Raw genomic sequence first — 15,732 nt, 5'->3', positions numbered from 1 at the left:
CTCATCCTACTTCGTTTTATAGAGACGGATCCAGTCGAGCTCGAACTGATGAGGAAGCTGCTTGGGAGGATCAACCACAATGGAACTGATATTGATGCGCAAAGGCAGGTCGGGCACCGATTGCTGCACGGTATAAATCAGATGGTTGTTGATTTTCCAGCTAATTTGGCCCTGTCCCCACGCTACACTAAAAATATAAAACTGTCCGGCGGCCAAACCACCAAGCTTTTCGAAGGTTGCCCGATCGGCCTGGTTAAGCCCCAAGCGGCAAACCGATCCGGCTTCCAGCAGGTTTAAACGAAACTTATTCTGATCGTCGGCCAAACAAAACAGGTCAACCAGCTGCTTATTGGGCTGGTATTTTATTTTGGCCTCCAGAACGCCACTTTTAACCACAAAACTTTGCTTGCTGCACAGCATGCCCGCCGAGTAGTCGAAACTCACCGGCGTGAAGCCCAGCGGAAAATTCCAGACAAGCGAATCAGTTTGTTCCTTTTTCACCGTCAACATGACGGAACTTCCCGAATGTTGAATATTGGCCCCTTCGGTATAAGCATGCAAATCGCCCGGCTTGGAAAAGTTTTTACCGATGGTTTTCTCGGCCAGCTGGCTGATGGGCTTCCACTTGGTGTCGTCCAGCTTGCCTTCATCGAAATGGTCCTCCAACAATAGCTCGTGATTTTCGAAAAAACGAAACTCATCGGTCGAATTTCTGTATTTCTCGTAGGCTTTAAAACGCGCTTGCTCTTTCAGCTCGTTATACATTTTTTCCTTTTGGCAGGCTTCGGTTTTCTCCCAGCGATTGGGATCTTCCAAAAACGCCTTACGTGCGACGAAAGCTTCCGACTCGAGTTCCTTTTTCAACTCTTCGTAACGCACTCGCCGGGGCGAATTAACCATCTCTTTGTAATTCTGATAGATCTTCTGCGACGGAAATTCAGTCCAAAACAACACGTCAGCCGATTTGGCCAACTCCTGATAGCGTTCGTACTTTTTATGAGCCGCCGAATTTTCAAAACTTTCGTTCCCCTTGGGTTTGAAAGCCTTCTTATCGGCGTCGTACTTTTTGCTTTGCACATAGTCGCGCAGCTCAACAAATTCCCGAATTAAGTCGCTTTTCCCCAAGAGCTCATACTTTTGAAAATCCGGCGATCCTTTAATCACATAAAAGTCCTTTATTTTCGGATCGGCTGCCAACTTTTCATACTCAGCTATCATCTTGGCTTCGGGGCTGCCTGCAAACTTCTCGGTCTGAGCCTGTGTCTTTTCCTTCTTAAAAGCTTCCGAGTTGACGTATTGCTGTAATTCCAGGTATAGTTTCAGATCGGCTGAACCGACAAGCTCACTATACTCCTGATAGTCAGAAAACAGAGTATCTCTTTTATTTTCGACCTTAGGCGTATTTCGGAGCCCTTTGAAAGTACTTAGGAAAAAGAGTTTAAATGACATCTTATGTGAATTTTGATTCGTTTTTGTTCTGTTAAAAATAAGAATAAAAATATACAGTACGAGATTTTTTAGTTCTCCACGAAAAAGTTTATTTTCATCGACAAATTTTAAAAAGCATATCCACCATGAGAATCAAAAGAATCTTACTCCAATTCTTATTGATCTTTAGCCTTTTCGTTTCAAGCCCGGTTTTTGCCCAGAACTTTTTCAACACGGATTACGATCCTGCAAAATCATATATCTTGCTCACACACCCCACTGTTGAAAATATTGAACGCATTCGCTACCTCATTGATAACCGCATACTTTATGTAGGGGAAACGGAATTTGTTGGAATTTATTTTTATGCCGAGAGCTATGACTACTCGCAAACAATCCGATTCATCCGAGATAACAACCTCGAAAAGTTTCATTTACAGCGCCTTACCGGAACGCTAAACAAGGATAATATTTTTGAACCAAACGACTTTACCAACAATTTCGACATCATGTTTAGCCAATCCCGGGGATTGATCTTGTTTGGAGGACCAGACATTCAACCGGAAGTTTACGGCGAGGAGAAAACGCTGTCGGAAGTAACCGACCCGCAGCGCCATCTGATGGAGTTATCCTTTGTTTTTCAACTGCTGGGAAGTAATAAAAACCCCAACTACACGCCTTTTCTGGAGCGCAATCCCAAATACTTCATCCTCGGAATTTGCCTGGGCATGCAAACCATGAATGTTGCCACCGGTGGCACCATGGTGCAAGACATCCCCGCCGAGCTGTACGATGCCCGCACACCACAGGAGATTGTCCAACTGGATCGCGACAATATACACCGCAACTATTGGCCCGACATTTTCAACAATCCGCAGCTCATGCCGGTTAATTTTCATCCGCTACGACTCGAAATCGGCAGCTTCTTCCAGACCCAGGTGCGTTGGAAAAAAAGTAACGTTTCACCCAAAGTGCTGAGTGCCCACCACCAGGCCGTTGAAAATTTGAACAGCTGCTGGGAAGTAACCGCCCGCTCGATGGACGGCAAGGTGATTGAAGCCATCCACCATAAAAAATACCCCAATGTATTTGGCATTCAGTTTCATCCGGAAGTACCGGCCTTATATGAAGACCGCGAGGCCTATAAATTTTCCCCACGCGATGTACCCCAAACTTACCACCAAATAATTGGTCGCGACGGGCTGAAATTCCACAAGATGTTCTGGAAACGTGTTTCCCGGTCGATTAACTAAACGGTGACCGGCAATATACCGGCTCTCCCAACGCGGAGCAATAACAGCCAGGTAACAATCACTTAGGCCTAAATCGCGCGATTTCGTTCCACCGGAAGCTAACATTCCAATTAAAGCGATCAGCCAGCTGCGCTAAATTCTTGAAAAAGTTCTATTTTTGCAGCTCGAAAATCAGGACAGCCCCAATGGCTGTTTCCGGGCTTTCGGGCTTGAAAAAATATTTATCTCTTATGGGCTTTAAAGAAGAAATAAACCGTCGCAGAACATTTGGAATTGTCAGTCACCCCGATGCCGGTAAAACAACCTTAACGGAAAAACTACTCCTTTTCGGGGGAGCAATCCGCGTCGCCGGAGCTGTGAAAAGCAATAAAATTAAGAAAGGTGCCACCTCCGACTTTATGGAGATTGAACGGCAGCGTGGGATCTCTGTTGCCACCTCGGTGATGGGTTTCGAATACCGCGACTATAAAGTCAACATTCTCGATACGCCTGGTCACCAGGATTTCCAGGAAGACACCTTCCGCACACTGACAGCTGTTGACAGTGTAATTATTGTTATTGATGCCGCCAAGGGGGTTGAGCCGCAAACCGAAAAACTGATGAACGTTTGCCGCATGCGCAAAACCCCGGTTATGGTGTTCATCAACAAACTCGACCGCCCCTCGCGCGACACCTTCAGCCTGCTCGATGAAATTGAAGAACAGCTAAAAATAAAAACCCGTCCGTTAAGCTGGCCGATCAACAGTGGTGCCGACTTTAAAGGCGTGTATAATATCTATAAGAAAAGCCTGAATCTCTTCGATGCCGATGTGCAGGAGATTCAGCCAGCCATTAAGTTCGCCGATGTGAACGACCCGCAACTGGAAACACATATCGGAAACGATGCCGATGAGTTGCGCGAAGAGCTGGAACTGGTTGAGGGCGTTTACCCGGAATTTGACCGCGAAGCTTATTTGGCGGGCGACCTGGCTCCCGTGTTCTTTGGATCGGCTTTATACAATTTCGGGGTTCAGGAGTTGCTGGATGCATTTGTTGAAATTGCACCAAGTCCGAAGCCCAGCGTCACCGAGGAGCGAGAAATTAAACCCGCCGAGGAAGGTTTTACAGGCTTTGTATTTAAAATTCACGCCAACATCGACCCGAACCACCGCAGCCGCATTGCTTTTGTAAAGATTTGCTCGGGCCGTTTCGAGCGCAACGCAGTATACAAGCACATCCGTACCGGCAAAAATATGCGCATCTCGAGCCCAACAGCCTTCATGGCCGCGCAAAAAGAGGTGATCGACGAGGCATTCCCGGGCGACATCATCGGGGTGCCCGACAACGGAAACCTCATTATTGGCGACACCATCACCTCGGGCGAGGAAATTCATTTCAAAGGCTTACCAAGCTTTAGCCCCGAGATGTTCCGCTACATTGAAAATGCCGACCCGATGAAATCGAAACAGCTCAACAAAGGGATCGACCAACTGATGGAAGAAGGGGTTGCCCAGCTATTTACCAGCCAGTTTAATGGTCGTAAAATTATCGGAACGGTTGGCCAGCTTCAGTTTGAGGTCATCCAATACCGTTTGGAACACGAGTACAACGCCAAGTGTCGTTTCGAAACGCTGCCCATGCACAAAGCCTGTTGGATTGAATGCGACGACCCCAAATTGCTGACCGAATTCAAAAAACGCAAACACCAAAAAATGGCAACCGACAAACGTGGCCGCGACGTGTTTATGGCCGACTCGGGCTTTATCCTGCAAATGGCGCAAGACGAATTTAAAGACATCAAATTCCACTTCACCAGCGAATTTTAAGTCGACAAAAACGATACAATATTGAGGGTTTCACTTTAGAGTGAAGCCCTCAATTTCTTTAGTACAGCAACCAACATCAAATCGCCTTTTACTTCCAAATATAGCATCCGCTTTTTGTTTAATTGAAGAGAATTGCTGTATATTCGCAAAAACGCAGCATTTAACCAATGACAGACTTTTATCACAGCGAGCTATTCTCGTACCTGGTACTACCGGTGCTCATTGTTCTGGCGCGTATAAGCGATGTTACCGTAGGAACGCTCCGGATCGTCATGGTGTCGAAAGGACAAAAAAAGATTGCTCCCCTACTCGGATTCTTCGAGGTTATCATCTGGCTATTGGCCATGAGTAAGATTATCCAAAACATCGACAACTGGGTGGCGTATGTGGCCTACGGAGCCGGTTTTGCGGCTGGTAACTACATCGGCCTTATTCTGGAAGAAAAGCTGGCCGTTGGCATTGTTCAACTACAGATTATCACACGAACCAATGCGGACAACCTGATTGCCAAGCTAAAAGCCAAAGGCTACGGCATTACCTACCACGATGCTTACGGGGCCAATGCCAACGAAAAAGTAGCGGTCATTTATACCATTATTAAAAGAGTCGATATTCCGGAGGTCATTGAAATTATCCGCACCTACAACCCTAATGCATTTTACTCCATCGAAGATGTCAAGTTCGCCAACAAGGGAGTGCAACCATCGGTACGATCAGTGGAGCGGTTCCGAAAAGGCAAGTAAACCGCAAGCTGTCATTCATCTCACAAGCGCTTTGGTGCACTGTTTGCGTCCACTCCTTCGGGAGAATGGTTTAACGAACTTCAACAGACGCTGTGCATTGGATTTTCAGTTGCCGTTCCCGGCCCAAAACAGTCCAGCCACCTACTGATATAAATTTAAAAAAATTGTTAGCATCCTTTCAATTTACTCAAAAAATGGGGTAAAAATGATCGATTCTTCATTATTATTGTGATCTTTGTCATACTTTAAAAAAACATTATTTAGGCACTTTTCAAAAATTTATAAACTCATGTTTAAGATTCAAACCTTAAATAAAATTGACCCGATCGGGTTAAAAAATTTCCCACTGGATCAATACGAAATTGCCAGTGAGTTTGCAACCCCTGATGGCATTGTTGTTCGCAGCCAGAAGATGCACGATATGGAGCTTCCTTCGAGTCTGAAAGCAATTGCCCGTGCCGGTGCCGGTGTTAACAACATTCCACTCGAAAAATGTACCGACCAGGGTATCGTCGTATTCAACACGCCGGGAGCAAACGCCCATGCCGTAAAAGAACTGGTTATTGCCGGTATGTTATTGTCGTCGCGTGGAATTGCACAATCAATCGAATGGGCTAAAACCCTCATTGGTAAAGGTGACGAAGTTCCTGCACTGGTTGAAGCCGGGAAGAAAAACTACGGCGGTAATGAGATCCGTGGCAAAAAGTTAGCGGTTATCGGCTTGGGTGCAATTGGTGTGTTAATTGCCAATGCAGCACAAGCTTTAGGCATGGAAGTAATTGGTTACGACCCTTATATTTCAGTAAAGCAAGCTTGGAAACTGAGCCGTAACATCAAACGTGCCGAAGGCATTGAAGTTTTGCTGTCGGATGCAGACTATGTAACCATCAACATTCCGCAAACGGCGGAAACCAAAGGCTACATTAACAAAGACAAGCTGAAAATGATGAAAGACGGCGTACGCATCCTGAACTTTGCGCGCGGTGGTCTGATCAACAATGCCGACATGAACCAGGCTTTGGAATCGGGTAAAGTAGCTTGCTATGTAACAGACTTCCCGGATGAAGAAGTTTTGAAAATGAAAAATGTGATTGCTATCCCTCACTTGGGAGCATCAACTGAAGAATCGGAACAAAACTGTGCCATCATGGCTGTTAATCAGGTTCGCGATTACCTTGAAAATGGTAACATCGTTAACTCGGTAAACTTCCCGGAAGCAGAAATGGAACGTCATGGCGGACCTCGCCTGATTGTGGCCAATAAAAATGTTCCCAACATGGTGAGCCAAATCTCGAGCCTGCTGGCCGCTGAAGGACTCAACATTGCCAATATGCTGAATAAAAACAGAGCCGACATTGCCTATAACATTATCGATATTGACGGCGCTGCACCTTCGGCCGATGTCGCTGAAAAGCTAAAAAGCATTGAAGGGGTCATTATGGTTCGCGTACTGCCCTAATGTTCCGATGACAATAAATTTCTGAAGATACCGGCAACTTTAAGCAATCGTGCAAAAAGTGCCGGTATCTTTTTTTTGCGGTTTCTTTATCGCGGATTTATTTTAAATTTGCATAAGGTCGAAAATCATAAGACTATAGTCAAAATCTGACAAAAATTTAATGAAAATCATGAGTAACAAGTTAATTGAAAAAGCTGCTGACAATGTCCGTATTCTGGCGGCAGCAATGGTTGAAAAAGCAAAATCCGGCCACCCGGGAGGTGCCATGGGCGGTGCTGATTTTGTAAGTGTATTGTATTCTGAATTCCTAAACTACGACCCCAGCGACATGAACTGGGCAAACCGCGACCGGTTCTTCCTGGATCCGGGACACATGTCCCCCATGTTGTATTCCATTCTGGCCATGGCCGGAAACTATAAGATGGACGATCTGGCCAACTTCCGTCAATGGGAAAGTGTAACACCGGGACACCCTGAAGTAGACTTCGCCCGCGGTGTTGAAAACACATCCGGCCCTCTGGGACAAGGACACACAATGGCTGTTGGTGCTGCTATTGCCGAACGTTTCCTGGTTGCCCGCTTTGGCGAATGGATGGCTCACAAAACCTACGCATTCATCTCGGATGGTGGTGTTCAGGAGGAAATCTCGCAAGGAGCAGGACGTATTGCCGGAACATTGGGATTGAACAACCTGATCATGTTCTATGATTCGAACGATATCCAGCTGTCGACCGAAACAAGCGAAGTTACAATCGAAGACACAGCAAAAAAATATGAAGCCTGGGGATGGAACGTGTTAACCATCGAAGGAAATGATATTGAAGCGATCCGTGGAGCCTTACATGTTGCACACGCCGAAACCGAAAAACCAACCCTGATTATTGGTAAAACCATCATGGGTAAAGGAGCTGTTACGGCCGAAGGAGCAAGCTACGAACGCAAATGTGCAACACACGGTATGCCTCTGGGCGAAGCCGGTGCTTCATTCGATAAAACAATCGAAAACCTGGGTGGCGACCCCAAAAACCCATTCGTTATTTTCGACGATGTTCAGGCATTGTTCGATGCCCGTAAAGCAGAATTAACAAAAGCAGCGGCTGCCAAGAAAGCAGAGCAGGCCGAATGGGCCAAAGCAAATCCCGAATTAGCTGCCAAACTGGAGAAATTCTTCTCAAAAGAAACACCTGAATTTGACTTCAGCAAGATTACACAAAAAGCAGATTCTGCAACGCGTGCTGCGTCATCTGCCGTATTGGCTGCTTTCGCCGGCGAAGTTGAAAACCTCATTGTTTCGTCTGCCGACTTGTCAAACTCAGACAAGACTGACGGTTTCCTGAAGAAAACAACCGCTTTCAAAAAAGGCGATTTTTCGGGTTCATTCCTGCAAGCAGGTGTTGCCGAGTTAACCATGGCCTCCATCATGAACGGTATGGCATTACACGGCGGTGTGATCCCGGTTTGCGGTACATTCTTCGTATTCTCTGACTATATGAAGCCCGCCGTTCGTTTGGCCGCATTAATGCAATTGCCGGTAAAATATGTATGGACTCACGATGCATTCCGTGTGGGCGAAGACGGCCCTACTCACCAGCCGGTTGAGCAAGAAGCGCAAATCCGCCTGATGGAAAAGATGAAAAATCACCACGGACAAAACTCCATGTTGGTATTACGTCCCGCTGACGGAGACGAAACAACAGCTTCATGGAAACTGGCGTTGGAAAATACATCAACACCAACAGCCTTGATTTTGTCGCGTCAAAATATTACCAACCTGCCGGCCAAAGCCGATCGCTACAGCGAAGCACTGCAGGCCGAAAAAGGAGCTTACATCGTTACCGACTGCGAAGGCACGCCTGATGTCATCCTGCTAGCTAGTGGTTCCGAAGTGAGTACACTGGTTGCCGGTGCCGAACTGCTGGAAAAAGATGGCGTAAAATGCCGCATCGTTTCGGTTCCGTCTGAAGGGTTATTCCGCTCACAAAGTGCCGAATACCAGGCAGCAATTCTTCCTGCCGGGGTTAAGAAATTCGGTATGACTGCCGGCTTGCCTGTTAACCTGGAAGGTCTGGTTGGCGCCGACGGAAAAGTGTTCGGACTGGATTCATTTGGCTATTCAGCCCCTTACAAAGTGTTGGATGAAAAATTAGGATTCAACGCACAAAACGTTTACAAGCAAGTTAAGGAATTATTGGTTTTTGCCTAATAGCTCCCCAAACATACGAATTTGAAAAGGCCGGAATTTCCGGCCTTTTCTTTTACGTTTCGTTATTTAATCTGAATTTGCAATACGTTAAGCGTCATCTGCCTGATTTTTTCACCAACAGCGCGAAACGATCCATAATATAAGCCAGTCTGTCCTCCACCGATACTGCCGGCAGCTCATGTAGTTTGTAGCCAAGCTCTAGATACTGCTCACAAACCAAATCATGCAAGCGACAGGCCTCCGAAAAACTTTCTTTTCGTATCTCATCCCGTGAGTATATTGCTTGCCACGGCCGACAAATCAACACCTCCGGATAGTACCGATATGCTTCAGCCTTTTCCCTTAACTGTTTTGACGGCTGAAAGCCCCGAAAACGTGCAAAAGCCAACTGGTCCGGAATTGCCCGATCACAAAAAGCCAGTTCTTCGCTTCCAACAGACTCCCAGAATGCAACGCGCCTTTCCAATACAGCTTCCTGAAAAGCAACAACATCTACCCATGGTAAAATAGCACCAGCAGTCCGAAGCTGGTCTGTTATAATTTCCCGTGCTACCTCGGCTCCGGTTGTCAGTCCCAGGTTCGCTAACGCGTTTATTAAGCTGGTTTTACCAAATCCCGGTCCTCCTGAAATCACAATAATATTCTTAGGCATAAAGTAAGCGGTAAAATGTCGTGTAAAGTTAATTGAAATTGAATGCAGCTCCGGCTAATTTATAGCAATTCTAAATGGACTTCGATTTGGCAAAGCGCCGCAAAAGCACATTCTTATAACCGTTTTACTTTTAGCACATTAAACCAGCCCGAAGCCCCCCAACAATTCGACTTAGAATAGAATATTAATTATTGATTTCCAGCTATTTGAGATTTTTAACATTCAAAAAATGAACGAGAAATAAATATTTTTTCTAAATTCGCATCCAAGATCGTGTTCGCACACGATTTTTTTAAAAACATTTTCCGTGTACGAAAACGGTAGCAAAAAACAATAAACCAAAAATTATGGAGCTGAATAGAAAAAACGTTGAAACTGCCAAGCAATATCCGAGTCGAATCTTACAATTCGGAGAAGGTAACTTTTTACGGGCATTTGTCGATTGGATCGTTCAAAAAATGAACAATGAGATTGATTTCAATGCCGGAATCGATGTTGTACAACCACTTCCAATGGGTATGGTTGACCTGCTGAACAAGCAAGATAGCTTATACCATGTCTACCTCAAAGGAATCAAAGATGGCAAGCCGGTTAAAGAATTCGAGTTCATCGATTGTATTAATAAAGGCATCAACCCTTATACCGAATTTGCGGCTTACAAGGCAGCCATCCTCAATCCGGAATTGCGCTTTGTGGTTTCAAACACCACCGAAGCCGGAATTAGCTGGGACGAAAACGACAAGCTTGATATGCAGCCGCAAAATTCGTTTCCAGGGAAAGTAACCGCACTGCTGTACGAACGTTTCAAGGCTTTCGACGGGGCTAACGATAAAGGACTTATCTTCTTTACCTGCGAGTTGATTGACCGCAACGGCGACATTTTAAAAAAATACGTACTGAAACACGCTGAAAACTGGAAGCTTGGTGCTGACTTCATCAACTGGGTAAACACGGCCTGTGCGTTCTGTAACACACTGGTTGACCGCATCGTTCCGGGATTCCCCAAAGACGATATCAAACAAATTCAGGCGGAACTGGGTTACGAAGATAACCTGGTTGTGGTAGGCGAATATTTCCACCTGTGGGTCATTGAAGGCCCCGAATGGGTTGCCAAAGAATTCCCTGCCGACAAAGCCGGCTTGGAAGTAAAATTCGTAAAAGACATGACCCGTTTCCGCGAGCAAAAAGTTGCCGTACTCAACGGCTGCCATACCGGTAGCTATGCTGTTTCGTACCTTTACGGAATTGAAACCGTGCGCGAAGCTTACGAAAGCCTTGAAGTCGGTAACTTCATGAAAGAAATGGTTTACGAAGAAGTACTCCCGGTTCTGGACGGAACAAAACAAGAATTGACCAAATTTGCCGACAAAATTCTGGAGCGTTTCTCCAACCCCTATATCCGTCACCTATGGCAAAGTATCGCCCTAAATGCCATGTCGAAATGGGAAACCCGCAACCTCCCCTCGCTCTTGGGCTTTGCTGAAAAACATGGTATGCTGCCTCAAAAATTAGTATTCTCTTTGGCCGCCATGATTTCGTATTTTAAAGGTGAAGTTGAAGGAAACACGTATACGTTGCAAGACGACCAATGGATCCTTGACTTCTATGCAGAAGCCTGGGGTGCCTGCGACGGACGTCCGGCCTCGATTTACCAATTGGTTGAAAAAGTACTGAAACTGGAAAAAGTGTGGAAACAGGATCTAAACCAAATCCCGAACCTGACCTTAACGGTAAGCCACTATTTATTCCTGATTCAACAAGTTGGTATGAAAAAAGCCGTAAAAGCTGTTTTGGACGAAAACAACCCGCTGATGGAGATTACCATCGCCAAAAAGAAAAATGAAGAAGAAGTATAAACGAATAATAATCTGACGAAAACGTAAATACCCGGAATATGGCGAATTACATCAAAATTAACCCGCTCGACAATGTCATCATCGCTCTAAAAGATTTTAGCAACGGTGAACTTATTGACTTGGAAGGCTCTCAGCTAAAAGTTTTAAACGATGTGCCCCGCGGGCATAAAATTGCTGTAACAAACATTGCTGAAGGACAGGACATCATTAAATATGGTGCCCCCATCGGTCATGCCACTGCAGCCATTTTACCGGGTGAATACGTACACGTTCACAACACCAAGACCAATCTTTCGGGCACCATAAGTTACGAGTTCAGCCAAAAGCTGAATCAACTGGCTTTCGCAAATCAATCCCTGACCTTCAAAGGCTACAAACGGAGTAGTGGCGAGGTAGGAATCCGCAACGAATTGTGGATTGTCCCCACGGTAGGCTGCGTAAATGGTCAGGCCGAGCAAATCATCAACTTGTTCAAAGAACAAAACGACACCCGCGATATCGATAGCATCCATGTGTTTAAGCACGCTTACGGATGTTCTCAATTAGGCGACGACCATACAAATACGCAAAAAGCGTTGGCTCAACTGATTAAACACCCGAATGCCGGCGGTGTTTTGGTACTGGGTCTTGGTTGCGAAAACAACCAGATAGATCATCTGAAAAAATTTATCGGCCAATACGATTCAGCACGTATTAAATTTCTGGTTGCACAGGATGTGGAAGATGAAGTGGAAGAAGGCCTGAAGCTGTTCCAGGAAATTTATGAGCAAATGCGCCATGACAAGCGCGAGGAAGTGCCTTTCTCCAGCTTGAAAGTAGGCTTAAAATGTGGTGGTTCGGATGGTTTGTCCGGAATTACGGCCAACCCGCTGGTCGGCATGTTTTCCGACTTTCTGGTGGCCCAGGGCGGCAGCACCATCCTGACCGAGGTTCCGGAAATGTTTGGTGCCGAACATCTGCTAATGGAGCGTTCGGAAAGCCGGAAGGTATTCAACAAAACCGTCGACATGATTAACGGCTTCAAAGAATACTACCTCAAACACGATCTTCCGGTGTACGAAAACCCATCGCCAGGAAATAAAAAAGGCGGTATCACAACCCTGGAAGATAAGTCGCTGGGATGTACACAAAAAGGAGGGGTTGCCACGGTTACCGACGTATTGGCCTACGCCGAGCCCATTAAAAAGAATGGTCTGAACCTGCTTTGTGCTCCGGGAAACGATTTGGTTGCCGCCTCGGCACTCGGCTTTAGTGGTTGTCAAATTGTACTTTTCACAACCGGACGAGGCACTCCGTTTGGTAGTTTTGTGCCAACCATGAAAATTTCTACCAACACACCATTGTCAATAAAAAAGTCGAATTGGATCGATTTCAATGCCGGCCGAATCGTTGAAGATCAAACGATTGAAGAAACCCTCGCCCACTTTATCGCGGAATTGAAAAATGTTGCCGAAGGAAAAAAATTGAAACATGAATTGAGTGGTTTTAAAGAAATTGCTATCTTTAAGACCGGAATAACATTATAACATGAAGATATACCCCTCGGGTAGGGGTTTTTTTAGTAGTAATTGAGTAGTAGTAGTAAAAAAGCCATCGAGTTTCCTCGATGGCTTTTGTTTTTAGGCTGCTGTCGCCCCCCAATAGCTTGCCGACCCGAATATTGGCGCAAAAAAAAACCGCAGGAACATGTTCCAACGGCTTTCTATTCATTGTGTCGAAAAATCTATTCGGCCAAAATCTTATCGGCCATAGCATTGGCCAGCTCAATACATTTTTGATACTTTTCGGCTTTCAGTGCACCTTTTTCCTCAACCGGATCGGCCACCATCTCCCAGCCGCAGCTATCGGCAAACTTCATCAGGTTTTTAACACCGCCGCCGTTCCAGGCAAAGCTTCCGAAAACGCCCAGCAGATGATCGCGAACTCCCATGTGTTGCACCGTCGTAATCAGGTTTTCAACATTCGGGAACATGGCATTATTATAGGCGCAACTACCAACGATAAACCCTTTATAACGGAAAATGTCGTTGATAATGTATGATTTATGTGTTTTTGAAGCGTCGTAAACACGAATATCTTTAATGCCTCGTACCGACAACTGACGGGCAATAACTTCGGCCATTTTCTGCGTATTTCCATACATCGATCCGTACACAACAACAACGCCGGGATCGGTGGTGTAGGTACTCCATTTATTATAGCGACTCAACACCCAGTCTAAATTTGTTCTCCAAATCGGGCCGTGGGTTGCGCCGATCATTTTGATGTCAAGTGGTGCTAACTTTTTGATGGCTCGTTGTGTATGCGGACAATATTTACCAACAATATTGGTAAAATAACGCATAATATCGTTCTCGTAGAACTCCAGGTTTATTTCATCGTCAAACACCCCACCATCGAGCGTACCAAAGCTTCCGAAGGCATCGCCGGAGAACAAAATCTTGTTGGTTTCCTCGTAGCTTACCATGGTTTCGGGCCAGTGAACCATCGGTATGGTCTGGAACTGCAATTTAGTTTTCCCCAACTCCAAAACTGAGTTATCATTCACCTCCAGTGTATTCACCGGTTTCATGTAGAAAGCTTCAACAAAACCGAATGTTTTCTTATTTCCAACCAGCGTAATGTTTGGATATTTCATGACAATAGCACGCAATGCTCCGGAGTGATCCGGCTCCATGTGGTTGATCACAAGATAATCAACCGGTCTGCCTTCCAGTATCGCGTCAATGTCCTCCAGGTAGTCGTCAATAAAAGCACGCTCTACGGTATCTACCAAAGCAACTTTTTCATCATCAATCAAATACGAATTATACGATACTCCGTTTGGTATCGGCCAGATATTTTCAAACAGGTGGGTCCTGCGGTCGTTATACCCTAAATAATAAATGTTGTCGGCTAATTTTACCTGATGCATATCGAAAATTTTAAAAATGATTTTTATCGAGTACACGAAAATAGCTAATTTGAGCCAATTCAAGCATTTCGAATCTTCATTATTCGGCATTCCTTAATGAAAATCTTACACGAATCGGGTTTGAAATAAAACGCTATTTTTGCAGAACAAAATTGACAAAATGGATTTGAATACGCGAAACAGAATCATGCTTTTCCCCAAGCTGAACAAAATTATCATCCTTATTTTTGCAGTCGCCTTTGTTTTAGCAGCCTTGTATGGCTACCGGCTATTCGGCTATACCTTTGACGAAAATGTGAAAAATGCCGGGAGCATCACCATTCCCGAGAATGCGAGCTTTGAACAAGTACTGGATTCCATCAGCAAACAGGACATACTGATTAATGAAAAAGCGTTTAAATGGGTGGCGAAAAAGAAAAACTACCCGTCGTTTATTAAAGCCGGAAAATATGTTTTCACCAAAGGCATGAACACCAATGCGATCGTCAACATGTTGAAAGCGGGAAATCAAAAACCGGTGACCGTAACCTTTAACAATGTTCGGTTCATGGAAGATCTGGCCGGTAAGGTTGCCAAATATATTGCCCCCGATTCAGCTGCGTTGATCAACTATTTACGCTCTCCGGAGGTGATCGCGCAATATGGTTTTGACCAGCATTCATTTCACGCCATGTTCATCCCGAATACGTACGAAATGTACTGGACCACAACACCGGAACAGTTCGTAGATCGGATGAACGCTGAATACCGGCGCTTTTGGAACCCTCAGCGCTTAGCCAAAGCCGATTCGCTGGGCCTCACACCGGCTCAGGCCATAACGCTGGCTTCCATCGTGCAGGAAGAAACCATTAAAGCTGATGAAAAACCCGTTGTTGCCGGCCTGTATCTGAACCGAATCCGAAAAGGAATGCTTCTGCAAGCCGACCCAACCGTAAAATATGCTTTGGGCGACTTCAGCATTCAGCGTATATTAACCAAACAGCTTGAGATCGATTCGCCCTACAACACCTATAAATTTGCAGGCTTACCTCCCGGCCCGATTAATTTCCCGGAGATATCGAGTATCGATGCCGTGTTGAATGCCGACAACAACAAATACCTGTATATGTGTGCAAAAGAAGATTTTTCGGGCTACCACAATTTTGCCCGTACCTTAAGCCAGCACAATGCCAATGCCACACGCTACCGTAATGCCCTCAACGCGAATAAGATTTACAAATAATGCCCGTTTTTTCTGTAAAAGTCTTATCACGCTAAGACACTAAGGCGCAATGCCAATATCTGGTTTTTGATTAGATGTGAAACGACAACCCGACAACTTCTGAGAACAACGACAACAGCATAGTCGAAAAATGGTAACCTTTCATTCCCGTTGGAGATTGCCCGGAATCATGAAGGTTTTTTCAAACCGAGCCTTAA

The 15,732-nt window shown here is 45.4% G+C and carries 11 protein-coding genes; 8 read left to right on the top strand and 3 right to left on the bottom strand.

Translation table 11 applies throughout. The annotated features are described in order from the left end of the window. Positions 1-6: 6 nt before the first annotated feature. On the bottom strand, positions 7-1,449 hold the full coding sequence (locus tag C8N47_RS10915) for a glycoside hydrolase family 16 protein (RefSeq protein WP_107822595.1): 1,443 nt from the start codon (positions 1,447-1,449) through the stop codon (positions 7-9). A gap of 125 nt (positions 1,450-1,574) precedes the next feature. On the opposite strand from C8N47_RS10915, the gene C8N47_RS10910 reads away from it, so the two are divergent. From C8N47_RS10910 to C8N47_RS10890, 5 genes are all read left to right on the top strand, one after another. Continuing rightward, on the top strand, positions 1,575-2,681 hold the full coding sequence (locus C8N47_RS10910) for a gamma-glutamyl-gamma-aminobutyrate hydrolase family protein (RefSeq protein ID WP_107822594.1): 1,107 nt from the start codon (positions 1,575-1,577) through the stop codon (positions 2,679-2,681). A gap of 230 nt (positions 2,682-2,911) precedes the next feature. Beyond that, positions 2,912-4,486 (top strand): peptide chain release factor 3, encoded by a 1,575-nt coding sequence (locus C8N47_RS10905; RefSeq protein WP_107822685.1) that lies wholly within the window; start codon positions 2,912-2,914, stop codon positions 4,484-4,486. Positions 4,487-4,653: 167 nt separating this feature from the next. Further along, the gene (locus C8N47_RS10900; RefSeq protein WP_107822593.1) at positions 4,654-5,229 is read left to right on the top strand and encodes a DUF2179 domain-containing protein; all 576 of its coding nucleotides are present in this window, start codon (positions 4,654-4,656) and stop codon (positions 5,227-5,229) included. 289 nt (positions 5,230-5,518) lie between these two features. After that, the gene (locus tag C8N47_RS10895) at positions 5,519-6,688 is read left to right on the top strand and encodes a phosphoglycerate dehydrogenase (RefSeq protein ID WP_107822592.1); all 1,170 of its coding nucleotides are present in this window, start codon (positions 5,519-5,521) and stop codon (positions 6,686-6,688) included. Positions 6,689-6,857: 169 nt separating this feature from the next. Next, complete coding sequence (locus C8N47_RS10890) at positions 6,858-8,891, top strand: transketolase family protein (RefSeq protein ID WP_211316109.1); 2,034 nt, start codon at positions 6,858-6,860, stop codon at positions 8,889-8,891. A 94-nt stretch (positions 8,892-8,985) separates the two neighbouring features. Here the strand turns inward: C8N47_RS10890 and C8N47_RS10885 are convergent, their stop codons facing one another. Then, positions 8,986-9,543: an AAA family ATPase gene (locus C8N47_RS10885; RefSeq protein WP_107822591.1), complete on the bottom strand. Its 558-nt coding sequence runs from the start codon at positions 9,541-9,543 to the stop codon at positions 8,986-8,988. Between the two features lie 347 nt (positions 9,544-9,890). Here C8N47_RS10885 and C8N47_RS10880 point away from each other — a divergent pair, with 347 nt between their 5' ends. After that, positions 9,891-11,399 (top strand): tagaturonate reductase, encoded by a 1,509-nt coding sequence (locus C8N47_RS10880; RefSeq protein ID WP_107822590.1) that lies wholly within the window; start codon positions 9,891-9,893, stop codon positions 11,397-11,399. Positions 11,400-11,437: 38 nt separating this feature from the next. Beyond that, the gene (locus C8N47_RS10875) at positions 11,438-12,925 is read left to right on the top strand and encodes a UxaA family hydrolase (protein WP_107822589.1); all 1,488 of its coding nucleotides are present in this window, start codon (positions 11,438-11,440) and stop codon (positions 12,923-12,925) included. Positions 12,926-13,122: 197 nt separating this feature from the next. On the opposite strand, the gene C8N47_RS10870 is transcribed toward C8N47_RS10875, so the two are convergent. After that, on the bottom strand, positions 13,123-14,313 hold the full coding sequence (locus C8N47_RS10870; RefSeq protein ID WP_107822683.1) for an FprA family A-type flavoprotein: 1,191 nt from the start codon (positions 14,311-14,313) through the stop codon (positions 13,123-13,125). A 139-nt stretch (positions 14,314-14,452) separates the two neighbouring features. Between C8N47_RS10870 and mltG the strand changes: the two genes are divergently transcribed. After that, positions 14,453-15,535, top strand: coding sequence for an endolytic transglycosylase MltG (mltG, locus tag C8N47_RS10865; protein ID WP_146161506.1), 1,083 nt, complete (start codon positions 14,453-14,455; stop codon positions 15,533-15,535). Positions 15,536-15,732: the final 197 nt, after the last annotated feature.

Source organism: Mangrovibacterium marinum (assembly GCF_003046625.1).
Lineage (GTDB): Bacteria > Bacteroidota > Bacteroidia > Bacteroidales > Prolixibacteraceae > Mangrovibacterium > Mangrovibacterium marinum.
Note: the sequence above shows the minus strand (reverse complement) of the source record. Positions and strands in the feature narration are given on the sequence as shown.

Excerpts from the sequence above, each read along its gene's own strand:
- C8N47_RS10910 (WP_107822594.1), top strand. The coding sequence starts at position 1,575 with ATGAGAATCAAAAGAATCTTACTCCAATTCTTATTGATCTTTAGCCTT.
- C8N47_RS10875 (WP_107822589.1), top strand. The coding sequence starts at position 11,438 with ATGGCGAATTACATCAAAATTAACCCGCTCGACAATGTCATCATCGCT.
- C8N47_RS10890 (WP_211316109.1), top strand. The coding sequence starts at position 6,858 with ATGAGTAACAAGTTAATTGAAAAAGCTGCTGACAATGTCCGTATTCTG.
- C8N47_RS10880 (WP_107822590.1), top strand. The coding sequence starts at position 9,891 with ATGGAGCTGAATAGAAAAAACGTTGAAACTGCCAAGCAATATCCGAGT.
- C8N47_RS10905 (WP_107822685.1), top strand. The coding sequence starts at position 2,912 with ATGGGCTTTAAAGAAGAAATAAACCGTCGCAGAACATTTGGAATTGTC.
- C8N47_RS10915 (WP_107822595.1), bottom strand. The coding sequence starts at position 1,449 with ATGTCATTTAAACTCTTTTTCCTAAGTACTTTCAAAGGGCTCCGAAAT.
- C8N47_RS10870 (WP_107822683.1), bottom strand. The coding sequence starts at position 14,313 with ATGCATCAGGTAAAATTAGCCGACAACATTTATTATTTAGGGTATAAC.
- C8N47_RS10885 (WP_107822591.1), bottom strand. The coding sequence starts at position 9,543 with ATGCCTAAGAATATTATTGTGATTTCAGGAGGACCGGGATTTGGTAAA.
- C8N47_RS10900 (WP_107822593.1), top strand. The coding sequence starts at position 4,654 with ATGACAGACTTTTATCACAGCGAGCTATTCTCGTACCTGGTACTACCG.
- C8N47_RS10895 (WP_107822592.1), top strand. The coding sequence starts at position 5,519 with ATGTTTAAGATTCAAACCTTAAATAAAATTGACCCGATCGGGTTAAAA.